The organism is Serratia sp. 1D1416 (assembly GCF_003641105.1).
Taxonomy (GTDB): Bacteria; Pseudomonadota; Gammaproteobacteria; order Enterobacterales; family Enterobacteriaceae; genus Serratia; species Serratia ficaria.
Genome location: NZ_CP032738.1, coordinates 3,597,104 through 3,618,981, shown reverse-complemented (window position 1 = coordinate 3,618,981; position 21,878 = coordinate 3,597,104). Strand labels below are relative to the sequence as shown.

General features: G+C 50.3%; 21 protein-coding genes. 11 read left to right on the top strand and 10 right to left on the bottom strand.

The genetic code is table 11. The features are described 5' to 3' along the window. The first annotated feature begins 3 nt into the window (after positions 1 to 3). From fdhF to D7I37_RS17550, 3 genes are all read left to right on the top strand, one after another. A complete protein-coding gene (gene fdhF, locus D7I37_RS17560) occupies positions 4 to 2,160 on the top strand; it encodes a formate dehydrogenase subunit alpha (protein WP_129544073.1) in 2,157 nt (718 codons plus the stop codon). Positions 2,161 to 2,277: 117 nt separating this feature from the next. Beyond that, positions 2,278 to 4,575, top strand: a complete 2,298-nt coding sequence (gene hypF / locus D7I37_RS17555; RefSeq protein ID WP_129544072.1) for a carbamoyltransferase HypF — start codon at positions 2,278 to 2,280, stop codon at positions 4,573 to 4,575. Between the two features lies 1 nt (position 4,576). Continuing rightward, on the top strand, positions 4,577 to 5,608 hold the full coding sequence (locus D7I37_RS17550; protein WP_129544071.1) for a HoxN/HupN/NixA family nickel/cobalt transporter: 1,032 nt from the start codon (positions 4,577 to 4,579) through the stop codon (positions 5,606 to 5,608). 75 nt (positions 5,609 to 5,683) lie between these two features. On the opposite strand, the gene D7I37_RS17545 is transcribed toward D7I37_RS17550, so the two are convergent. After that, positions 5,684 to 6,163: a hypothetical protein gene (locus D7I37_RS17545; protein WP_129544070.1), complete on the bottom strand. Its 480-nt coding sequence runs from the start codon at positions 6,161 to 6,163 to the stop codon at positions 5,684 to 5,686. A gap of 490 nt (positions 6,164 to 6,653) precedes the next feature. Here D7I37_RS17545 and D7I37_RS17540 point away from each other — a divergent pair, with 490 nt between their 5' ends. The 5 genes from D7I37_RS17540 to D7I37_RS17520 all read left to right on the top strand — a co-directional run bounded on the left by D7I37_RS17540 (position 6,654) and on the right by D7I37_RS17520 (position 10,981). After that, positions 6,654 to 7,253: an ECF transporter S component gene (locus D7I37_RS17540; RefSeq protein WP_129544069.1), complete on the top strand. Its 600-nt coding sequence runs from the start codon at positions 6,654 to 6,656 to the stop codon at positions 7,251 to 7,253. After that, positions 7,225 to 8,169, top strand: coding sequence for an energy-coupling factor transporter ATPase (locus D7I37_RS17535; RefSeq protein WP_207205535.1), 945 nt, complete (start codon positions 7,225 to 7,227; stop codon positions 8,167 to 8,169). Before D7I37_RS17540 ends, D7I37_RS17535 begins: the two co-directional genes overlap by 29 nt. Positions 8,170 to 8,256: 87 nt before the next feature. Continuing rightward, a complete protein-coding gene (locus D7I37_RS17530) occupies positions 8,257 to 9,114 on the top strand; it encodes an energy-coupling factor transporter ATPase (protein ID WP_165283109.1) in 858 nt (285 codons plus the stop codon). Between the two features lies 1 nt (position 9,115). Beyond that, complete coding sequence (locus D7I37_RS17525) at positions 9,116 to 9,907, top strand: energy-coupling factor transporter transmembrane protein EcfT (RefSeq protein WP_129544066.1); 792 nt, start codon at positions 9,116 to 9,118, stop codon at positions 9,905 to 9,907. A 33-nt stretch (positions 9,908 to 9,940) separates the two neighbouring features. Continuing rightward, a complete protein-coding gene (locus tag D7I37_RS17520; protein ID WP_129544065.1) occupies positions 9,941 to 10,981 on the top strand; it encodes a uroporphyrinogen decarboxylase family protein in 1,041 nt (346 codons plus the stop codon). A 727-nt stretch (positions 10,982 to 11,708) separates the two neighbouring features. Here D7I37_RS17520 and D7I37_RS27720 read toward each other — a convergent pair. The 3 genes from D7I37_RS27720 to D7I37_RS17505 are packed head-to-tail and all read right to left on the bottom strand — an operon-like array spanning position 11,709 to position 13,448. Further along, positions 11,709 to 11,813, bottom strand: coding sequence for a DUF3789 domain-containing protein (locus D7I37_RS27720; protein WP_129544064.1), 105 nt, complete (start codon positions 11,811 to 11,813; stop codon positions 11,709 to 11,711). Between the two features lie 43 nt (positions 11,814 to 11,856). Beyond that, positions 11,857 to 12,456 carry a hypothetical protein gene (locus D7I37_RS17510; RefSeq protein ID WP_129544063.1) on the bottom strand — a complete coding sequence of 200 codons (600 nt, stop codon included), beginning with the start codon at positions 12,454 to 12,456 and terminating at the stop codon, positions 11,857 to 11,859. Positions 12,457 to 12,491: 35 nt separating this feature from the next. After that, a complete protein-coding gene (locus tag D7I37_RS17505; protein ID WP_129544062.1) occupies positions 12,492 to 13,448 on the bottom strand; it encodes a LysR family transcriptional regulator in 957 nt (318 codons plus the stop codon). Between the two features lie 1,137 nt (positions 13,449 to 14,585). Between D7I37_RS17505 and D7I37_RS17495 the strand changes: the two genes are divergently transcribed. From D7I37_RS17495 to D7I37_RS17485, 3 genes are all read left to right on the top strand, one after another. Next, a complete protein-coding gene (locus D7I37_RS17495; RefSeq protein WP_129544061.1) occupies positions 14,586 to 15,809 on the top strand; it encodes an MASE1 domain-containing protein in 1,224 nt (407 codons plus the stop codon). Between the two features lie 22 nt (positions 15,810 to 15,831). Continuing rightward, complete coding sequence (locus D7I37_RS17490; protein WP_129544060.1) at positions 15,832 to 16,437, top strand: response regulator; 606 nt, start codon at positions 15,832 to 15,834, stop codon at positions 16,435 to 16,437. A gap of 221 nt (positions 16,438 to 16,658) precedes the next feature. After that, positions 16,659 to 19,160: an ATP-binding protein gene (locus D7I37_RS17485; protein ID WP_242502708.1), complete on the top strand. Its 2,502-nt coding sequence runs from the start codon at positions 16,659 to 16,661 to the stop codon at positions 19,158 to 19,160. Here the strand turns inward: D7I37_RS17485 and D7I37_RS17480 are convergent. The 6 genes from D7I37_RS17480 to D7I37_RS17455 are packed head-to-tail and all read right to left on the bottom strand — an operon-like array spanning position 19,137 to position 21,876. Continuing rightward, positions 19,137 to 19,421 carry an A24 family peptidase gene (locus D7I37_RS17480; protein WP_129544059.1) on the bottom strand — a complete coding sequence of 95 codons (285 nt, stop codon included), beginning with the start codon at positions 19,419 to 19,421 and terminating at the stop codon, positions 19,137 to 19,139. The genes D7I37_RS17485 and D7I37_RS17480 overlap by 24 nt on opposite strands. A gap of 17 nt (positions 19,422 to 19,438) precedes the next feature. Next, positions 19,439 to 19,885 carry an A24 family peptidase gene (locus D7I37_RS17475; protein ID WP_129544058.1) on the bottom strand — a complete coding sequence of 149 codons (447 nt, stop codon included), beginning with the start codon at positions 19,883 to 19,885 and terminating at the stop codon, positions 19,439 to 19,441. Then, positions 19,886 to 20,404: a type II secretion system protein gene (locus D7I37_RS17470; protein ID WP_129544057.1), complete on the bottom strand. Its 519-nt coding sequence runs from the start codon at positions 20,402 to 20,404 to the stop codon at positions 19,886 to 19,888. Beyond that, positions 20,391 to 20,750, bottom strand: coding sequence for a type II secretion system protein (locus tag D7I37_RS17465; protein ID WP_129544056.1), 360 nt, complete (start codon positions 20,748 to 20,750; stop codon positions 20,391 to 20,393). The genes D7I37_RS17470 and D7I37_RS17465 overlap by 14 nt, the downstream gene beginning before the upstream one ends. After that, entirely contained in the window at positions 20,737 to 21,210 is a 474-nt protein-coding gene (locus tag D7I37_RS17460; protein WP_129544055.1) for a type II secretion system protein, read from the bottom strand. Before D7I37_RS17460 ends, D7I37_RS17465 begins: the two co-directional genes overlap by 14 nt. Before the next feature lie 9 nt (positions 21,211 to 21,219). Continuing rightward, the gene (locus tag D7I37_RS17455) at positions 21,220 to 21,876 is read right to left on the bottom strand and encodes a type II secretion system protein GspD (RefSeq protein WP_371415263.1); all 657 of its coding nucleotides are present in this window, start codon (positions 21,874 to 21,876) and stop codon (positions 21,220 to 21,222) included. Positions 21,877 to 21,878: the final 2 nt, after the last annotated feature.

Below are 21,878 nucleotides of genomic sequence, written 5' to 3'. Positions count from 1 at the left end.
CCGATGAAAAAAATCACGACCGTCTGCCCCTACTGCGGTGCAGGCTGCAAAATGAAACTGGTGGTCGACAACGGCAAGATCATCCGCGCCGAAGCGGCCGACGGCGTAACCAATCAGGGCGAGCTGTGCCTGAAAGGCTATTACGGCTGGGACTTCCTTAACGATACCAAACTCTTGACCCCGCGCCTGAGCCAGCCGCTGATCCGCCGGCAGAAAGGCGGCAAGTTTGAAGCCGTCAGCTGGGACGAGGCGATCCGCTATACCGCGCAACGGCTGCAACAGATCAAAGGTCAGCACGGCGCCGGCGCCATCATGCACACCGGCTCATCACGCGGTACCGGCAATGAAACCAACTACGTGATGCAGAAATTCGCCCGTGCGGTGATCGGCACCAATAACGTCGATTGCTGCGCCCGCGTCTGCCACGGCCCCTCGGTAGCGGGTTTGCAGGCCACGCTGGGCAACGGCGCGATGAGCAACTCGATTGGCGATATCGAAAATTCCAAATGCCTGCTGATCATCGGCTACAACTGTGCCGATTCGCACCCTATCGTGGCGCGCCGGGTACTGAAAGCTAAAGAAAAAGGCGCGAAAATCGTCGTGTGCGATCCGCGCCGCATCGAGACCGCGCGTATTGCCGACCAGCACTTGCAGATCAAGAACGGCTGCAATATGGCGCTGGTGAATGCCTTCGGCTACGTGCTGATTGAAGAAAACCTGTATGACCGCGATTACGTCGCAAAATACACCGAGGGATTCGACGCTTACCGCCAGCAAGTGGCGGATTATGCCCCAGAGGCGGTGGAACACCTGACCGGCGTCACCGCTCAGCAGATCCGCCAGGCGATGCGCACCTACGCCAGCGCGCCATCGGCCACCATCATGTGGGGCATGGGCGTGACCCAGTTCGGCCAGGCGGTTGACGTGGTCAAGGGCCTCGCCAGCCTGGCACTGCTCACCGGCAATCTGGGGCGTGCCAACGTCGGCGTCGGCCCGGTACGGGGGCAGAACAACGTGCAAGGCGCCTGCGACATGGGCGTGTTGCCCAACGAGTTTCCGGGTTATCAGGCGGTCACCGATGCCGAAGTGCGCGCCAAATTCGCCGCGGCCTGGGGTATCGACGCCGCGCAGATGGATCCGAACATCGGTTATCGCATTACCGAAATCCCTCATTTGGTCCATGAGGGCAAAGTGAAGGCCTACTACATCATGGGGGAGGATCCGCTACAAACCGAGGCTGATTTGAGCCAGGTGCGCAGCGCGTTTGAAAAGCTGGAATTTGTGGTGGTGCAAGACATCTTTATGACCAAAACCGCCGAACAGGCGGATGTGATCTTGCCCGCCACCTCCTGGGGCGAACATGGCGGCGTGTTCTCCTGCGCCGATCGCGGGTTCCAGCGCTTCGAAAAGGCCATTGAGCCGCAGTACAACGTCAAGCGCGACTGGGAAATCATCAGCCTGCTGGCCAGTGAAATGGGCTATCCGATGCATTACGAAGACAACCAACAGATCTGGGACGAAATGCGCGAACTCTGCCCGCTGTTTTACGGTGCTACCTACGAAAAAATAGGCGAGCTTGGCCACGTACAATGGCCATGTACCACGCTGGAAAGTCAGGGAACGCCATACCTGTATCAGGGGAACCAGTTCACTACGCCATCCGGCAAGGGCCAATTGTTCGCCACCCCCTGGCGGGCGCCGGCGGAGATCCCGGACGCCGCTTACCCGCTGGTGCTCTGTACCGTGCGTGAGGTCGGCCATTATTCTTGCCGTTCCATGACCGGCAATTGTGCGGCCCTGCAAACGCTGGCGGATGAGCCCGGTTTCGTGCAAATCAATCCTCAGGATGCCGCCGCGCTGGGCATTGCCGATCAGCAACTGGTGTGGGTTTCCTCACGTCGCGGCAAGGTGATCAGCCGCGCCAACTATAACGAGCGCATCAACCTGGGGGCGGTTTATATGACCTACCAGTGGTGGATCGGCGCCTGCAACGAACTGACCCAGGAGAATCTGGACCCGATCTCCAAAACGCCGGAAACCAAATACTGCGCGGTAAAACTGGAGGCGATTGCCGATCAGCACTGGGCAGAAAGCTATGCGCAGCAGAGCTACAGCGAGATGAAAGCTCGCCTGCGCAGCGCAGCGGAAGACGTGATGTAATCCGCTCATCTTGGCAAGGGGGCGAATATATTCGCTCCCCTTAACGCGAATGCAGCGTCTGCTGAGCAATAAGTTTCCCGGGGGCCGACCGGCAGCCCCGGCAGAAGGTAATAAAAAATGTCCCAATCAGGGCTACTGCTGCGGATCAGCGGTAAAGTACAAGGGGTGGGCTTTCGGCCTTTTGTCTGGCAATTGGCCGAACAGCTCAACCTGCGCGGCGAGGTCTGGAACGACAGCGCCGGAGTGGAAATTCGCCTGGCGCAGCCCGTCGATCTTGAGATGTTTCTGCACGAGCTGTACCAGCAGGCGCCGCCCCTGGCGCAGATCGAGGGTATCCACAAGCGCCTTTTTAGCTGGCTGCAAGCGCCCGATGATTTTCGTATTCGCCCCAGCCAATGTGGCGCCATGATGACGCAGATTGTCCCGGATGCGGCAACCTGCCCGCAATGCCTGCAGGAAATGAACGATCCGCAAGATCGACGCTACCGCTATCCCTTTATCAATTGCACAGGCTGTGGCCCGCGTTTCACCATCATTCGCGCCATGCCTTACGATCGGCCGGCAACCAGCATGGCGCCCTTCTCCCTTTGTCAGCCATGTGAGCGGGAATACCTCTCGCCGCACGATCGGCGTTTTCACGCTCAGCCTGTAGCCTGCAGCGACTGCGGACCTCGGCTGTTCGGCCATGATGCGCAAGGGCACCTCCGGCATCGGGGCGAGGAAGCCTTGCAACAGGCGATAGCCGCATTGGCCGCCGGGCAGATTGTGGCCATCAAAGGGATGGGCGGATTTCACCTGGCTTGCGACGCCACCGATACACAGGCCGTCGAACGTTTACGATGGCGCAAACGCCGCCCCAGCAAACCTCTGGCGGTGATGTTGCCGCAGGTCGACTGGCTGGCTCGTTGCACCCATGGTATTGATTTGGCGCAAATGCAGGCATCGTTGACTTCTGCCGCCGCGCCCATCGTGCTGGTACCCCACTCGCCCCATTCGCCGCTGTCTGAGGCTATCGCCCCGCAGCTGGATGAAGTGGGCCTGATGTTGCCCGCCAACCCCTTGCACCATTTACTGATGCAGGGGATACAACGCCCGCTGGTGATGACATCCGGCAATGCAGCCGGCCGCGCACCTGCGTTAACCAATAACGAGGCACTGGCTGATTTGGCCGGAATTGCCGACCTGTGGCTACTGCACGATCGCGAGATTGTACAGCGCGCCGACGATTCTTTGGTGCGTCTGCTACCCGAAGGTCATGAAATGCTGCGTCGGGCTCGGGGGTTCGTTCCCGATGCCTTGCCGCTGCCCCCCGGTTTCCCTTCCCAACGCCCATTATTGGCGGTGGGCGGCGATCGCAAGAGTACCTTTTGTTTAGTGCAGGGAGATCAAGCCCTGCTTGGTGCGCATTTTGGCGATTTAGAACCAGAAGATATTCAACAGCAGTGGCAACAGGCGATACAACATTTTATCGGCTTATACCATTGCCAGCCACAGCGGCTGGCCAGCGACGCCCACCCCGATTATGTCAGCCACCGATGGGCCGCAAGGCAGTCGTTGCCGGTGACCGCGGTGTTGCACCATCACGCGCATATTGCCGCTTGTCTGGGTGAACACCATTGGCCGCTGGAAGGCGGTGCGATCATCGGCCTGGCGCTGGATGGCCTGGGATACGGGCAGGACGGTGCCCTATGGGGCGGAGAATGCCTGTTGGTTGATTATCGTCGCTGTCGGCACCTGGGGGGATTACCGGCCGTGGCACTGCCCGGAGGCGATTTGGCCGCACTACAGCCCTGGCGCAACCAACTGGCGCATTTTGCGCGCTTCGTACCGGGCTGGCAAAACTGCCCGCAGGCTGAACGGCTATTGACGCGTGCCTGGCGCCCCCTGCTCCAAGCCATTGACGCCGGCATCAATGCACCGCTGGCCTCCTCTTGTGGCCGTCTGTTTGACGCGGCCGCCGCCGCGCTGGGATGTGCGCCCGATCGGCAAAGCTGGGAGGGCGAAGCCGCAAGCATTTTTGAGGCTCTGGGCCACCAAAGCGGCCCTTGCTCCCATCCTGTGACGCTGCCACGTTGCGCAGAACAGCTCGATTTGGCCGTGTTTTGGCGGCAATGGCTGGCCTGGCAAGCACCGGCCGTTCAACGGGCCTGGGCGTTCCATGATGCCTTGGCGCAAGGATTTGCCCAGCTGGCCAAACATTTTGCCGCTCAACAGCACATTGAGCATGTGGCGCTAAGCGGCGGCGTTCTCCACAACCGGCTGCTGCGCCAACGGCTACGGCATCACCTGGCACCCTTGCAGGTGCTGCTGCCGCAACGGCTGCCTGCCGGCGATGGCGGGTTGGCGTTCGGCCAGGCGCTGGTCGCCTGTGCGCAACATTCCCCCGCTTCTTCTGCAAACTTTGACAGGATGTGACATGTTGAACCGCGAGTTTTTCCGCACGCATACCCGCGCCTTTTGGCTATTACTGGCATTAGTGGCGCTGAACCTGCTGGCATGGGCCGCCGCCTTTGCCGCCTTCCACCCCCATCCGACGCTGATTGCAGCCGCCCTGTTAGCTTATGGCTACGGCCTGCGCCATGCGGTGGATGCCGATCATATCGCCGCTATCGATAACGTCACCCGTAAGTTGATGCAGCAAGGCCAGCGCCCGGTTTCCGTCGGGGCATTTTTCTCGCTGGGGCATTCCAGCATCGTGATGCTGGCCTGCATGGCGATTGCCGCCACCTCGATGGCATTTGGCGAGCGTATCGGTTGGCTGCATCAATACGGCACGACCCTGGGCACGCTGATCTCCTCGTTGTTCCTCCTGGCGATGGCGTGGTTGAACTGGCTGATATTCAGAGACGTTTACCGCATTTTCCGCCGGGTGAAGCGCGGCGAGAAACTGGTGGAACAGGACGTTGCGCTGCTGGTTAACGGTAGCGGCGGTGTAATGACGCGCCTGTATCGCTTTGCCTTTAACCTGGTCAATAAAAGCTGGCATATGTATTTGGTCGGTTTTTTGTTTGGTCTGGGTTTTGATACCGCCACCGAGGTGGGGTTGCTGAGTATCTCCGCGAGCGGTGCCACCTCCGGCATGCCGGTCTGGTCGATCATGGTTTTTCCGGTGCTGTTTGCCAGCGGCATGGCGCTAATCGACTCACTGGATAACTTTGTGATGGTCGGCGCTTACGGCTGGGCGTTCAATAAACCGATCCGCAAGCTGTATTACAATATGACCATCACCGCCGCCAGTGCGACGATCGCTTTGGTGATCGGTGGGTTGGAAGGCCTGGGATTGTTAGCCGACAAACTGAAACTGCAAGGCGGGCTATGGTACGGCATTGAGATCCTCAATGACAACCTGGGGAGCGTCGGTTACGCCGCTATTGCGCTGTTTGTGGTGCTATGGATCTGGTCCGTGTTCAACTATCGCCGAAAAAATTATGATTCGTTAATCGTCTAGTTCTCCTCAGGCGTGCAGCTCCAGCCAATGGCGAGAGCTGCCAATAACGTTATCGCTAACCCTTTAATTGCCAAATTACGGCTGACTTTTCCCCGGCGTCAACAGTGCCTTCGCAATGCAGGCCGGCTGGTGAAATTCATGTACTTTAAAAGCGCTGCCGAGCGTGTACTTAAAGCATAAATCAGAGGTTACCGGTACCGGGACCCGGTACCGCCACACGCCGGACTTGCGGTTTCCGGCAATCAGACGCTGGAGCGCATCCGCCTCTGAGGCGACAGTAGACTGGAGTTTAGATGTCACGGGCGGAAAAAACTCGTCCTCGCCGTTGATGTTTGCAAGTAGGCCAACGTCCTGTTGCTCGCAGTTTCCGCCGGCGCAGGGAAGCCTGAACTCACCGCGTTGCGGGTCAGAGGCCATTTTCCCCCAGTCCACGGTGACAAGGAGGGTACCCGGCCGGTCCGGCGCCACCGATATCAGCTGCGGGCCGGCGGCACAGGTAAAGGACAGCGCCAGCCCGGCGAGCAAGAGCGCACATTTTTGGGATATTTTCTTCATGCAAGGGACTCCGTTCAGTATGGAATTTCAGGTAACGGTTCCTGTTCAGTGAACCGCACCGCATTCGTTACAACCGGTGAAATTAAATATAAAAATTCGCTGCTACCAGTGTAGCCTATAATTAATTTTAGGCACAGTAATCCCCTGACCCAATGCGTAACTTTGCCTTTATGGCATTTCAATCTTATATAATCACTCGACACTATTGCAGCGAGATACGCTTGGCAAGCCGGAAATTCGAAATATAAAATTTCATAATTGGAAAACTGTTCGCCCGATCTCATATTTGCAATAACGCTTGATTAATCACTATTGAATATAGTCAGTGATGGTAGACTGGCTTTTGCACCCTCTATATTTTCGCGATCCCAACCCACCGGGAATCTATGTTGCAGGCATCGCACACCTCCGAATGAAAAATAGGGTCTGGATTAACTAAGATAGTCCTACCCCTAAGAAAAAAATATTGAAAAATAGGAGAGAGGATAAAATGACAGAAAAAAAAGAAAATACGCCTAAAATCATAAATCAAGGCGTTTCCGTTACCAATATCGTCCTTGTCGGCTTATTTGCCGCCATTATTTATGTCGGCATCCAGCTTTTCCGCATCCCATTGCCCGCAGCAGTAGGAACACCGTTCATTCATTTTGGCAATTCGCTGGTAGTGCTCGCTGTCTTGTTTCTTGGGTTTTCGAAAGGGGCGATTTCAGGCTCCATCGGCCTGGGAGTCTTTGATGTATTAAACGGCTATGCCTCATTCGTTGCGATCACCATTATTGAAGTGATCATCGTGGCCTTTCTCGTGGCTCTGGTATTTAACCTGCTGGGCCGTAACGACCAGAAAAGCGTCAATATCACAATCGTTGCGATTGTCGCCGGCGTAACCAAAATTGTGTTGTCTTTTCTGGAAGGTTTCATCCTGCTTTTGCTTCAGGGAAGTGGCATCGCTGCTGCCACGACGAGTTCGTTTATCAGCCTGCCGGCCGCAATCATCAATTCTGTCTCCACTATTATTATTGTTAGATTGCTGTACAGACCGATTAAAAAAGCACTGACTATTTTTGCTGAACAAAACGGCGCTGCTTATTGATGAATGCAGAAGGAAAATGGCAACCGGCATGACGAAAAGTATTGAAACACACCAACTGCGTTTTGGTTATAAAAATAGTGCGCAGCCGCTTTTCCAAGATCTGAATATTTCCATTGAAGAAGGCAGCCTTACCGCCCTGCTCGGCTCAAATGGTTCAGGGAAATCCACACTGCTGCAGCATTTCAATGCTTTGATCATGCCGAAAAATGGTACCGTCATGATTCAGGGCAAATGGAATACACGGGATCCCACCACATGGTTGAATATCCGCCAGTGGATCGGGTATGTGTTTCAGAATCCCGAAAATCAGATCATTTCGACGTTAGTCGAGGAAGACGTCGCCTTTGCGCTGGAAAATCTTGGGGTACCGCAGGCTGAAATCCGCTCGCGCGTTGATGATGCGTTGAAAAGAGTCGGTATGTACGAATACCGCCTTCATCCGTCTTATCAGCTCTCCGGCGGCCAAAAACAGCGTGTGGCCATCGCAGGCGTTCTTGCGATGCACGCTCGTTGTATTCTTTTTGATGAAGCCACCTCCATGCTCGATCCTTACGGACGCAAGGAAGTGCTGCAAATCATTAAAACGCTCAACAAAGAGTACGGGGTGACGGTGTTGATGACGACGCATTTACTGGAGGAAGTCGTTGAGGTGGGTCGGGTGGTCGTGCTGCATCAAGGCTGCATTCTGTTCGATGCCGCACCTGAACAGGTCTTCACCCAGGTAGAAACACTGGAGGGCATCGGCCTTACGGTCCCGCTGATGGCCAAACTCGCCGATGCGTTAGCCAGACAAGGGATGGAGCTTGCTCAGCAAGGAACTGCGCTCCTGTCCCAGGACGAATTTGTTCAGGCGCTGCTGCGATATCTGAAGAGAATCGATAAACCGGCTCCTGAAGCATCGCCCCTTTCCTCCTAAATACAGGCTTAAAACCAGTATTCAGGTGACGTGGGTAACCCGACAGCGATGGCGTCGGGCAATGAGTATGGGGGAAAATCCAACCTAATGCCGATTCTGGAACTAAGAAACATCAGCCATATCTATAATCAAGGAACTCCTTTTGAAAAACAGGCGTTACAGGGCCTGAACCTTACGATTGAAACCGGCGACTTTATCGGCGTTATCGGTCAAACAGGCAGCGGGAAATCAACTTTATTACGGATGCTGAATGGGCTTTTGCGTCCGACAACGGGAACCGTTGCCTACTGCGGTCAAAACATCTGGATGAAAAGGTTCAACCTGCAGCAGCTGCGCTTTGATGTGGGTGTCTCTTTTCAATACCCGGAACATCAGCTTTTTTGCGATACGGTCCGGGAAGAACTGGCTTACGGTCTAAACAACCAACGTGTGCCGCCAGTTGAACAAACCGAACGCATCAGCGCGACAATGGCCATGCTTGATCTGGACGAGAGTTATCTGAAGCGCTCACCTTTCCTGTTATCCGGTGGAGAAATGCGCCGCGTAGCTTTAGCCAGTACCATGGCGTTACACCCCAAAGTTCTGGTTTTAGACGAACCGACCGCCGGCCTCGATCCCAAAAGCAGAGAGCGCATCTACAGCAGTTTGAAAAACTATCAAAAAGAGCATAACAGCAGCATTGTCATCGTTTCTCACTCTATGGACGATGTCGCTGAATATGCTCAAAAGTTAGTTGTGCTCCACCAGGGTAGGTTATGGCTGGAGGGTCCGATATATGAAATATTTGCTCAGGCCGAGCGGCTCACTGAAGTGGGGTTAGCACTGCCAGCCATCACCCAATTAATGCGAAAAATCCAGCAAGCAGGCCTGCAGGTTCCTACCGATGTCTATGATTTTAAAACGGCGCAAGCTGCATTGTTCGCTCTCGTAAAAAAGGAGGGATAACTTGGGTAATATTCTGGTCGGTCAATACATTCCTGGAAATTCGCGTATTCATCGCCTGGATCCGCGGACAAAAATTTTGCTGACGGTTTGCTGGATTGTACAAATATTCTTAACCAACTCAGTTCAGGGATTTGGTATAGATATTCTCTTTCTATTCACCGTCATTTTACTGGCGCAGGTGCCGGTACGGACGGCTTTTAACAGCCTGAAACCTATCCTGCCGATTATTTTATTTACGTCATTTTTTGATATGTTCTATAACGGCGGTACCGTTTTGTGGTCATGGGAATTTCTGCACATTACTCAACAAGGGCTGCAAAACGCTCTGTTTTTAGCGTTGAGAATTGCGTTAATGATTATTGGCAGCGCCCTCTTGACATTTACCACCTCACTCAATTCATTAACAAACGGCCTGGAAAAACTATTGGCACCTGCAGACAAACTTGGCGTAAAAGTCAGTGATATTGCTATGGCGATTACGTTGGCCATTCGTTTTATCTCAATCTTTTCAGAAGAGTTTAATAAAATAAAAGATGCCCAGAAAGCCCGGGGGGCACGTTTTGACAGCAAAAAAATAGGTGACAGGATCTGCAGTATATTGCCTATCATCCTTCCATTGATCTACTCGGCATTTCGTCGGGCATTTGATTTGACTAATGCCATCGAAAGCCGTTGTTACAATCAGCAAATCAAACGGACTAAATTAAACCCACTCCAGTTTAAAAATCCGGATGGCGTTAGTGGGATCCTGTTTCTTGCCGTCGGTATACTTACCCTGTTTTTACGACAGTAATAAAAAACTTGAAAAGAAAGAGAGATACACTTTATGAATAGACGTTTTCAGCAATTGTTTACAACCGTCGGCCAGTCCCGTCCCTTGGTGAGTGTCTGGAAGCACTTTATAAAAGCGGAACAGGACCCACAGGCGTTAGCTGCGCAAACCATCGCCTTTCAAACCCTCTATCAATGGGATTTTGTCAAAATAAATCCGCGTGCAACCTATTACGCGGAGGCTTTTGGTAATCGCTACGACACAACTGACTATACCGGTGTACTGCCTAAACTGGACTACTATCCTTTTCACCAAGCCGCTGATTTAACTGACTGGGCCAACACAATATGGGTAGATTATCAGCCCTTCGCAGAACAGATCCTGGTAGCGAGGCAAGTACGGAACAAGATTGCACCGGAAACACCGATTATACAGACGCTTTTTTCACCGCTTTGCATTCTGACATTTTTAGCGGGGCACAATCCTTATCCAGGCGCCCCCGCTGAACCGGCAAAAAATGCCAGCCAGTTGCGTACGCTGCTGGAATTAAATCCCAAAGGAGTGAAGCAAGCACTGGCGCTCATTACAGATACCTGCATTCGCTATGTTCATGACACCCTTGAGCAGGATATCGATGGTTTTTTCTATAGCATATTTGGGCACGGTAACCCGCAGGCGCTTCCCGGTGCTTATTATGATGAATTCTCAGCGCCTTATGACCAAAAAATTTTTCACGCAATTAAACAACGGCAAGGCTTGCTCATGTTCCATACCTGCGGTGCCGATGCGCATCCACAAAAATTTGCGGAAATTCCAGAAATCGACATCCTGCATTGGGCCGATCACGACGAGAGAAATCCTGCTTTGAGCGAATGTTCGTGGCTACAAGGGAAAATTGCCGCCGGCGGCATCGATCAGCGGTTATTTGCCAGCGCTCGGCAACTGAAAACCATTAAGAAGCAGGCACAACAGGCCACCCTGGCGCAAACCGGATCGTCTTTTGTTTTAACGGCTGGCTGCGGCCTTCCTATTGCAACAACCGCAGCGGCGTTGTGGGCACTGCGCCTTGCCACCATCACTCCTGCTGAGCGTTGATGATAGGCAACTGCTGCACCAGTCCAAAAAGGAGCTGCTCTCCCCTGACGACCGGGGCTTGAGAAACTGACCATGCGACAGGCATCAGACCCGCAGGTAAGTCATCGGGGGCCGTTATCCGCGGAGGAAACATCATCAGTCAGTTGTCGGTGGATGAATCAATGCGTAAACTGGCGCAAACGATCAGGCGAATTAAAAACTAAAGGAAGAAATAGCCAGCATAAAAAGAGCGTTCGAAATCGCCGGACTTACTGACCGAAACTATCGGAACATGTATATATCGAATAATATATACTAATAATGGCTGGCGAGTTTTTCGGTTAACTCTTCGCAAACCCTTCTTAGTTCAGAGAAATAATCATTTTGATTATCATGTATATCCAGACATTGTTGAACTTTATCTCGAATATATCGCAGCTCGCACACCCCAGGCTCATCATTGCAGATAATTTGCAAGAATGTCACCAATTCAGCGCACTCAATAAAACCATAAAACCCCAATCTCTTTATCAAAGCATTACGTGCTACTGGTGATGCTGAAACACCTGGGATGATGAACTTACTTTCACTATACACATTTACCTCAATGTAATATCAGTATTGACATAGTCATTATCCACACGGAAGCATGGAGTTCAATCTGACAAATACGAAATAAAAACTTAGCATGTAAAAATGGTGGCTCTATTTCTATATATAACACCGATAGTTGTTTATGTCATGGTCGTTACTTTTCAATTTCACTTTCGGCAGACACTCGGCATAAACACATGACGAAAACACCTATAAACGTCCCTACAAACACACCTGATATAAAACAAAGTATTAACATAACATGTTACCCTACGATAATTAACTAATCTTTGCACAAATATTCATTTATGGTTCAATAAGTGAAGATTTTTTCTGAAAACTAATTGCATCATATCCAATCGAGAAAAGCCTGCCTTTTTTAGTATTTCACGCCGGTGGTGATAAAATGTCTTCATGGCAATCCCTGACCATTTGGCAGTGAGTCGAATATCCAGATCATGAATTAAATAAAGTAACAGGCTGCTTTCTTTTCTTGTCAGAACAAAAGGCTCAACAAAGTCACCTGTTTTATCTTGTTGCGAGCAGAACACACACCCTCTGAGTTGTTGATATACGTTACGGAAATCTTGTTTCTGTTCAATAATAGGATCCCCAACACGCGTCTCTGGAAAAATCAGGCCTGAATCAGGTCGTTTAAGCCAGATAACCTTTGCTTCAGGTTTCTGTCCGATAATGTTATTAAATGCCGTCCACTCACCGCTTAGAAAAACCGACATATCCATGATAAGGGTTACTTTTTTATTTTGACTCTGCGCTGAAACAAAAAAATTGGCGTCGTTATAAGCTACTCTTACGACATTCATCTCAGGCAACATAGCCGCCACTCCTCGATATAACCAGAAGTTGTCAGTCAAACAAATAATCAGAGATTGTCTTTTCATGTCCCCATTCCTACCTGGTACTATGCTATGAAGCATTACGCACTGTCAGATTGCATGCCGGATAAAGGCGCCATGGACAACGTCTTCCACTGCCCGGCAATGAAATTCCGGAAGTCATGAAACAGGGCTGAATAATTCTCACGATAGCGCCATACCAACCAAACCGGCATTTCCGGTAGTTTCCATTCCGGCAGGACCATTTCCAGCTCCCCGGAACTGACGTGGCGTGAGGCCACCCAGTCCGGCAGAGCCAGACACACCCCGGCTCCAGACAGAGCCATGTTCAGCATTGCGGGTACATTATTTGATGTCAGGCTGGTATCGTTCAGGATAGTCAGTTCAGATGTTTCCTCGCCATTTGTGAAGGTAAGAGGATAACGCAGAAACGGATGGTCGACCTTCATTATCCAGTGGCTGTTCAGGTCCTCTGGGCTTTTTATTAACTCGTTTTTGCGTATATAGTCCGGACTGGCATACAGGCGGAACCGGACATTCCCTATGGACTGATGCACCAGGTCTGGCGAGTCTGTTACGCCACTTTTTAGCACCAGGTCATCAAACTCTGGTGAGGCCAGGGTTAGTTCCGTTCTGTCCCGGGATAACAACTGAACTTTTGCTGCAGGATTACGGCGCATATAGTCTAAAGCCCAGTGGTTGGCAGCTAACTCACAAAGCACCGAAGGGGCAGAAAAACGAATTTTTCCCTTAATCCGATCATCCCGATTACTGATTTCAGAAAAAAGCTCCTGCCAGGACTGCCGGATTTCTTTTGCCCGAGTATAGGTCACATATCCAGCTGCCGTAATATCCACTTTGTGGGCATTCCTGCTAAGAAGAATGACGCCAAGTATGTCTTCCAAACGAGAGATTGTCTTGCTTACCGATGCAATACTGCAATGAAGCTTCCGCGCGGCGGTGGTAAAACTGCGTGCCTCAACGACCGAGATAAATACCACCCAGTCGCGCATAATTCGATTATTCACATCTCTCATAGCTGCCACCCTTAATATTTGTTATTTATTTTTCGTTGCATCTATCATCATTCTGATAACTAACGTCCAAGCGAGATTGTTTTATACATTCCAGGAATACCAAAAAAACGTCCTTTCGTTCAGCGAACGCGACTATATTGATCGGCGAATGGCTCCAGAGGTGTATGTAATTACCTGGAGTTATACCGGCATAGCCAGCAGGGTTACTTATCTACAGTGAATTTTTCTGATACATCGGCGGTACTTTTTTGGTAATTCTGCGTTATACCGGTTACCGATGTACCCACTCTCCCCCATCCTTTATTCAGATGCTCATTACCATCCAGGGCTTTCTCGCTCTTCCACTCCTCAGCGGCGTTAACGATCCTCGTCGCCAGAGCATTCATTGGAACCTTGTCTTTTGGCACAGCAGTCTTGCCGTTACTGTCCTTTCCGTAGGTACGGCGACCGTACCGGCTGTGTGAAACCACAGGGTTTCAGCGTTTTCCCGTGTGTTCACCGTAAAAATCCTGTCTGAAAATAATGCACTGCGAGAGATATCACGAGAAAATAAAAGCCCACCACTGCACACGTGGATTATTAATGGCGCACTCTTCTGTTACCGGAAGAGAATACCTCCGGATTTCTAATGTGTCAGTGATTATCATCAATCCGAAGGAAAAGGTAAATAAGGAAATTACAAAGAAAAGATTAACCAAACAGAAATCTAAATAAGAAATGTGGTCTGTCACTCTGTTCCAGGTCAATAAAAAACAAAAAACAGCATAAAAAACATGTAATTAAAAAAACATAAAAACAAGAACATCCTAAACAAACAAACCACATTCGCATATTAACAGAGAAGTTTCTTATTAATAAGGCAGATAATCTCGTCAGGCAGAACAAATAACATCCTCAAATCATGCCCCGAGGATTAAGTCATCTTACCCACAAGAGGTATCATGTTGTAATTTCCCATATGCCGCCCGTCAGGCATGGTGTAGTAACGAAAACTCGGTTCTGCTATTTTACCGGAAGGCTTCACAGGCCCCTGTCAGCCGATATCTGAAAACAGGCGTGTTTCATGTAGGTGAATTTTCCATAAAACGAGGTATAATACTTACAGATCGTTTACATTTTAAGCAGAGAGAGCGCGAAATGGTCGGATGGCGTAAAGCCCTGTGGTACTGGCTAGCATTCAGTATCTTTTATTTTGGGCTGGCCATGTTCAGCCTCGAAACGCGCGATTCGTGGAGTTTATCCAGCTCGGTCTGGCTACCTGCAGGACTCGTTTTGGGGGTATTATGTACCTCTCAACCGGTTTACTGGCCACTCTGGGGAATGAGTGCCGGGGTGTTGCATATTCTGACCAGTTTGCTGTACGGCCGCTCATTCGATGTTGCTCTTACCTTCGCTTTAATCGACCTGTCGGTCCTGTTTCCTCTGGCGATCATATGGCGCAGTACGTGCCGCTATCCCGGTCATCACTCTTATCGAACCGAGGTGTTTTTCCTCCTTGCCGGTGTATATACAACCAGTATCATCGGGGGGCTTCTCAGCATATTCATCCTGAAGTTACTGAACTATCCAGTTTTGATATCTCATTTTTCGACCTGGGCACTCTCTAACGCTACAGGGTGCTTGTCCGGAGCTTCTTTTTTCATATTTCGTCGTTTCTTCAGGGAGCCACGTCATCATTTCAACGGGCTCCAATACGCTCTGCTGTTCATTATATCCGTCATTTTCATGTTACCGCCGGAGCTTATTTCCCCCATTCTGATAAAGCAGGCACTGCTTTATCTGGCTCTTGGCGTGTCTTTGGTTCTGAGCGTATCATTACCCCTAAATATATTAACGGTTTATTTATTGTATCTGACCTTGCTGATTAACCTGACAACATTATTGGGCTATGGACCGCTGGTCGTCAATGAACCCCAGGGAATGCAAGCTTCGCAACTCTACCTGCTGGTAGTCGTTAGCCTCGGGCTGATTTTTGCTGTATATAAAAAAGAGAATTCAGCCAGGTATGAAAAACTGCGTCAGCAGCTTACCTTGCTTTGCCATTTACTGGAAAGCCAACAACCCGTTTTTTTTCAGTTTTCTTCTGGCACCGAGCGGTTTCGTTGGTCAGGTAACCAATCAGTTTTCGGTATTGCTTGCCAAGAGCTTCCCACTTTGCTGTTGCTGCAAGCCAGACTGCATCCGGAGGATCAGAAGGCATTTGCCGAATACCTCTCCGCATGTCATGGCAATGCAAATGGCACTAATCAGTATTCTGTTCGTTTATTACTTTCTGATCAAAAATACCATATCGTACGCTGTAGTATTGCACCGGATCATTCGGTACTGGGAACTATTGGCGTATTGATGCTCAAAAACTAATATGATTTTCATAGGAGCTTCCATGCGACAACGTATCGTGATTGCAGATGACCATCCTGTCTTCCTGATAGGGCTTAGGGCAGTGATAACGTCGGCGTTTGGTGAACACTATATTGTCAGTGATGAGGCCACCCATGTGGATCAGTTACTTCAATCGTTAGAAAAAGAGCTACCCGATGTTTTACTCACAGATTTCAATATGCCCGGGGAACAGCAATCAGATGGGCTGCGCTTAATAGAAACGTTGCGTCGAAAATACCCTTCACTACCTATTGTCGTTGTCACGGTACTCGCCAATCAAGGTCTGATTAACACCCTGCTGGCCAAGGGAGTCTATGCCGTAATCAATAAACAAAGCCTGACGACGGAATTAACACTTTGCCTTAAACACTTATTGCAAGGACGTCGCCACCCTGTAGCGATCGTATCCGATACACCGAAAGAGATGAGCCCGCGTGAAATGGAGGTCGTTCGACTCCTGGCCCAGGGGAAAAGTGTCAATGACATCGCTGCTATACTTAACCGGACCAAGCAAACGATAAGCGCCCAGAAAAAAAGTGCGATGAATAAAATTGGCGTCAATTCTATGACTGAGCTACTGGAATATGTGCACAATGTGGGGCTGTAAGGTGATGAGATGGTTACTGCTGTTAGTGCTGCTCCCCCCGCACTGGCAACCGCCGCTGACAATGTTGAAGTTGGCTTGCTCGACGATCGTGCGCCGTACAGTGATTTCTCCCTATGGGGACGCGCAGAAGGTGCGCTGCCAGAGTTATTGAATCTGCTGTCAAGACCCGGGCAGCTTCAGTTTGAGCTGAAACCTGCATCAAGCCTCCCCAACTGGAGACCATGCTGCAGGAGCGTAATATTCGTATGGTATTACCCCCTCCTTTCAGTACACCACCGCCTGGAGTGTTGGTTTCCCATCCTTTATTGCAGCAACATTGGGCATTGATCACACGTAATAACCGTCTCCCGGTCTATTCGCACCAGAAACTTAATCTCAACCAACAACGTATATTGTTACTGCGTAACAGTCCCGTTGGCCCTAAAATTTCAGCTATCTGGCCAAATGTCTTTCGGGAAGAAGGGTTACAATTGAGCGAAGCGTTAAAACTCCTCAATGCCGGCGCTGCGGATGGTATTGTCTGTGATGCGGCATTGGCGGATATGCTTGTTCATAATCTTTACCCGGGGATCCTAAATAGCGTGACGCTACCTGATATCAGCAATAATCAGGCATTATGGCTCTCTCCGGGTGAGGAAGACCTCCTGAAAGAGATCAACGCGCGTATTGAGGCTCTTTCCCCTGGAGATGCGTCGTCCGTCACCACCCGTTGGTTATTAAATGCGGCACTGAATGAGATACACCCCATCAATGAAAACACGGATGGCATTATCGACTCTTTTGCCATCATTGCGGGCACTCTGCTGTTGTTCCTGGTTGCTTTTCTGCTGTCGCAGATTTTACGGCGTCGCCGTGCGGAACAGGACTTGCTGGATGCGCTGACATACTGGCAGACGTTACTTAACAGCATTCCGACACCGCTCCTTGTATGTAATCCGGTAGGAAAAATAACGCACTGCAATCAGACACTGCTGTCATCACTGCAGGTAAGCACTGACCAAGTGATCGACATGACGCTGGAACAATTCATGACGCATAACGCAATGGCTCCACCATTGGAGCATCATGAATGGGTGGAGGCAATTTGTTCGCTCTCCCCGCAATTTTCGGACCGTACCCTCCGTATCCGAGGAAAGATGTGCGAAGTAGTACAATGGCTCGCCGTTTATTGTGACAGCCGCAATGTACCACAAGGGCTGCTGATCGGTTGGTATGATATCAGCGAACGTAAAAGGCTGGAGCGTGAACTGGAGATCTCCTCTCAGGAAGCCATCAATGCCAGCCGGGAAAAAAGTCAATTTCTGGCCAGAATGAGCCATGAAATCCGTTCTCCGATGAATGCGATCCTCGGCATACTGGAGCTGGAACAACAAAAACAGCATACCCCCACCGGGTCTTCTCTCAATATCGCCTATGCAGCCTCTCGTCAGTTGTTACAGATTGTGGGGGGCGTGCTGGATATTTCGAAAATCGAAGCGGGTGAATTGAAACTTCAGGTACAAAATGGTGCTATTTATCCACTTTTAACCCAGGTGGTGAACACTTATTCAACTCTGGCGTTGCAAAAAGGACTACAACTGGAAAGCGTTCTTGAGATCGGGCGAGCAGCACATTACCGCATGGACGGGACCAAGCTAAGTCAGGTTTTGAGCAATTTACTCAGTAACGCAATCAAATACACCAAGCAAGGAACCATCAAGCTAACTGTGGTCGGAAAGCCCATTGCTACGGGAACTGACAGTTTGACATTTAGGGTACAGGATAGTGGACCGGGTATTGCCACTGAGATGCAGGAGAGGATCTTGCAGCCCTACGTTCAACTTGATCCTGATTCACCGGCCAGTACCGGGCTGGGACTGGCAATTTGTGCTCAGTTTCTAAAGCTAATGGGAAGCAGACTACATATTCAGTCTACTCCCGGTGAAGGTTCCTGCTTTTCTTTCTCGATAAGTCTGGAAAAAAGCCCTGAGCAAACGACGGCAGGCGTCCCTGAAAACAAAAATAGAACAGAAAAGCCATTGCACATTCTGGTTGTGGATGATCAACCCGCAAATCTGGTGGTGATGAAATTACAGCTGGAAACCCTTGGGCATCAGGTCACAACCTGCAATGACGGGAAACAAGCGCTGCAACACCTCCGCCAGCACGCATTTGACCTGTTATTAACTGACTGCCAGATGCCGCTCATGACAGGATATCAACTGGCACAACACCATCGGCAACGGGAACAGGAAGACGGGGGGTATCTGGTTATTATAGGCTGCACTGCTAACGCTTTTAGCGATGAGCAAAAGCGTTGTCTTGAATCAGGTATGGATGCAGTGTTAATCAAGCCTTTGACCCTCCAGGATTTACGTCAGGTGCTATCAGAACAACAACAGATACGCCTTGATATGGCGGAAATTCATGCGATGACAGCAAACCAGCCCCAGGTGATGACAACCATCCTTGATGAACTGCAGCGAACCAGTGAACATGATCGTCAACAGCTGCTTGGCCTGTCTACGGGGCAATCAGAACAATACAAAGTTCTTTTACACCGACAAAAAGGCAGTTTTGCCTTAGCGGGATTCCAGGCGGGAGTTAACTTGTGTAAAAGAATGGAAGAAATACTACAGGGAGATAAGGAAGAGGATAATACATTCCCTCTGCGCTGCCTGCAGCTTAATGCGCTGATATTACGGTTTATTGCCCTGCTTTCATCCCAGAAGAAAGGGCTGTAAATATACAACCAATGTACCGATGATCAGATAAGGGCCGAACGGGAAAACGTCGGTTCTTTTTTTTCGTAAAATCACCACGGCCATAACCATTGCCATCAGGGAAGCCAGCAACATGATATGTATCAGTGCTTCATATCCTAGCCAGGCGCCTACGCCAGCAAACAGTTTCATGTCCCCCATTCCCATGCCATACTGCCCGGTACGCCACAGATAAAATCGGTCCAGTAACCAAGGGATGCCAAACCCCAAAACTGACGCCATCGCTGCCTCGGAGAGTTCTATCCGCCCCTCCCAAGCCCTGCCAGAACGAGGGAGCTCAGCATTACCGTAAATGTCAGCCGGTCAGGCAACAATAAACAGGTCAGATCAATAATAAACAACGGCAGTAAACAACTTAAAACGATTAAATCCACCAGGCTTTGCCATGACATTCCACATAATGAAATCATGGTAGGAAACAAAATTGCCATTATAAGCTCAACCAGGAAATAACGAACCGGAATTGGACTATGGCAACGTATGCAGCGCCCCCTCAACCATAGCCATCCCAAAAGTGGAATATTATGATAGAATCTGATGTTGTTTTTACATATCGGACAATGCGATGCCGGCCAACATAATGTCAGCGATTCCCCCGCTAAAATGCGGGGAAGACGATAGATCACAACGTTCAGAAAGCTACCTGCAATCCCTCCAATCAGTGCAAAAAATAACGTTTCTTCCATTTAATGATAACTCTTGTTATTGCTTTTACAGACCGATGGATGAGGCGCATTGGCATCAGGTTTAACCGCAAATACCCATTCGGAATAGCTCTCTGCTTTTTTAAACTTGTGAACATCGACTTGCGCGTTAAACCCCGATTTACGGAGGGGGCGGCCAGACCCAAGGCTATGCACGCCAATCCAGCGCCCCTGAGGGTCGAAATTCATTCCCCATTGCGGATTGCCTGTAAGAGGATCGCTAAACCAGCGGCGCAGATGATGATGTACCTGGCTTCCCCGGCGATCTTCCAGCAGTTGTTCCAATCTGTCAGGATAGCAGCCATTAGCATAAGGAGCTTTCTGATAGCGGCTTATTGCTTTACGGATTTGTTCCCCTCGAAATAAAAGTTCTTCTTCCTGCTCCTGTCGATGATGTATCTGTGCAATCTCACGGCTTTTTAACAACATGCCAGCGATCAAGGTTAGAGCCAGCAGTACAAATAAATAAGTAAAGCCCCCTTGCCTTTTAGCGGTTACCATCGGCAGCTCCATTCTCCGACGGTGGCGATATAATATCAATAACCTGTCCTTCGTCGTCGATGATAATTTGCCAGCTTTCACGGCTATTACTGACGGGATCCAACGGTAGCTGACGCAGATATCCTTCCTGAACAAGCTCATCCAGACTGGCTGGACCGACAAAACGATCGCGTCTGAACGCCTCAAGCGCCATATGTAGCGCATTCAGATTATGCGCCTGTACTATTTGTTTTGAGCGTTCCGTCTGGCTGAAAAATCGAGGTGCCACCAGGGTCATCAGCGTGGCGATGATAGCCATGACCACCAGCAATTCAATCAGCGTGAATCCTTTTTCACCATTGCGCATAAGGAACTCCATTAAGGCCAGTAGCGTTGCTACTGGAACGCACGTCGTAAACATCCTTCCCCCCCGTGAAATCACTGGGGGGCTGTGTTGTGCCGCGTGTTTTCCAGGTCTCGGTATCAGAAAGGCCCTCACAGTCACAGAATGGGTCGCGCGGAATACGCCGTAAAAAATAGAGATATGTTTTATTTTTCGCCGTTTTGTCCACAACACCTTCCACCAGACTTTCCAGCGTAGCCGGATAAGTAGAGCCCCCCACCGCAGGTTCTATGCGCCCCTCCTCCACAGCCTGGCTGTAACGGTCCAATGCCGTGCGGATTTGACGTAACGACTCCTGTAACTGCCGTTCGTTGCGGTGCTGTTCCTGATGTTTCACCAGCGGAATGGCCGCAGCTGCCAGTGAGGCTAGTATTGTCAGCGTTATCATCATTTCAATTAAGGTAAAACCGCGCTGAAAAGTCATCGTTTGACCCTATAAGGTTGCCACTTGCTGGCTACTCAGCGGAACCGGAAGCGCACCGTTTTTAGCCGGAAACTGTGCGGGAGGAGCCAATGGCGGCAGCTCGGATTGACTCTTTTTGATAACGCTATCCGGGTCGCGGAACTGAAGGCTGCTGTCCCCTTCCATTTCTTCTGTTCCCATATCAATGGTGCTGACATGGCTACCGGGCAAATCGAGATTACGCTCAATAACAGGGGTAATCAGCAATACAACTTCGGTTCGTTCATGATCTTTCTCGTTGCTGCCGAATAGTTTTCCAACTCCTGGAATATCACTTAAGTAGGGAATGCCGGACGTTCCGCTTTGATCTTTCAGCTTGATAAGCCCTGCTAACATTTGTGTTTCACCACTTTGACTACTCAAGACCGTGTTAGCTTCCCTGTTGTTGGTACGATAATAATTCACACCGTCTTTAGAGCGTTCAGCACTCCCCTGAGAACTGAGTTGGAATTTCACGTCCATCGAGATCATGCCATCCACGCTAATCTCAGGCGTTACCTCCAGCTTTAAGCCCACATCCTGATATTCTACTTTTTCCTGCGAAATACCGTCAGACACCGAGCTGGTCAGCACCGGGATCCGCTCGCCAATATCCACGACAGCCTTCTTGTTATTTTTGACACGAATAC

Bases quoted from the DNA above. Each gene is read 5' to 3' on its own strand.
- fdhF (WP_129544073.1), top strand. From the start codon at position 4: ATGAAAAAAATCACGACCGTCTGCCCCTACTGCGGTGCAGGCTGCAAA.
- hypF (WP_129544072.1), top strand. From the start codon at position 2,278: ATGTCCCAATCAGGGCTACTGCTGCGGATCAGCGGTAAAGTACAAGGG.
- D7I37_RS17550 (WP_129544071.1), top strand. From the start codon at position 4,577: ATGTTGAACCGCGAGTTTTTCCGCACGCATACCCGCGCCTTTTGGCTA.
- D7I37_RS17545 (WP_129544070.1), bottom strand. From the start codon at position 6,163: ATGAAGAAAATATCCCAAAAATGTGCGCTCTTGCTCGCCGGGCTGGCG.
- D7I37_RS17540 (WP_129544069.1), top strand. From the start codon at position 6,654: ATGACAGAAAAAAAAGAAAATACGCCTAAAATCATAAATCAAGGCGTT.
- D7I37_RS17530 (WP_165283109.1), top strand. From the start codon at position 8,257: ATGCCGATTCTGGAACTAAGAAACATCAGCCATATCTATAATCAAGGA.
- D7I37_RS17520 (WP_129544065.1), top strand. From the start codon at position 9,941: ATGAATAGACGTTTTCAGCAATTGTTTACAACCGTCGGCCAGTCCCGT.
- D7I37_RS27720 (WP_129544064.1), bottom strand. From the start codon at position 11,813: ATGTTAATACTTTGTTTTATATCAGGTGTGTTTGTAGGGACGTTTATA.
- D7I37_RS17510 (WP_129544063.1), bottom strand. From the start codon at position 12,456: ATGAAAAGACAATCTCTGATTATTTGTTTGACTGACAACTTCTGGTTA.
- D7I37_RS17505 (WP_129544062.1), bottom strand. From the start codon at position 13,448: ATGAGAGATGTGAATAATCGAATTATGCGCGACTGGGTGGTATTTATC.
- D7I37_RS17495 (WP_129544061.1), top strand. From the start codon at position 14,586: ATGGTCGGATGGCGTAAAGCCCTGTGGTACTGGCTAGCATTCAGTATC.
- D7I37_RS17490 (WP_129544060.1), top strand. From the start codon at position 15,832: ATGCGACAACGTATCGTGATTGCAGATGACCATCCTGTCTTCCTGATA.
- D7I37_RS17485 (WP_242502708.1), top strand. From the start codon at position 16,659: ATGCTGCAGGAGCGTAATATTCGTATGGTATTACCCCCTCCTTTCAGT.
- D7I37_RS17480 (WP_129544059.1), bottom strand. From the start codon at position 19,421: ATGGCGTCAGTTTTGGGGTTTGGCATCCCTTGGTTACTGGACCGATTT.
- D7I37_RS17475 (WP_129544058.1), bottom strand. From the start codon at position 19,885: ATGGAAGAAACGTTATTTTTTGCACTGATTGGAGGGATTGCAGGTAGC.
- D7I37_RS17470 (WP_129544057.1), bottom strand. From the start codon at position 20,404: ATGGTAACCGCTAAAAGGCAAGGGGGCTTTACTTATTTATTTGTACTG.
- D7I37_RS17465 (WP_129544056.1), bottom strand. From the start codon at position 20,750: ATGCGCAATGGTGAAAAAGGATTCACGCTGATTGAATTGCTGGTGGTC.
- D7I37_RS17460 (WP_129544055.1), bottom strand. From the start codon at position 21,210: ATGACTTTTCAGCGCGGTTTTACCTTAATTGAAATGATGATAACGCTG.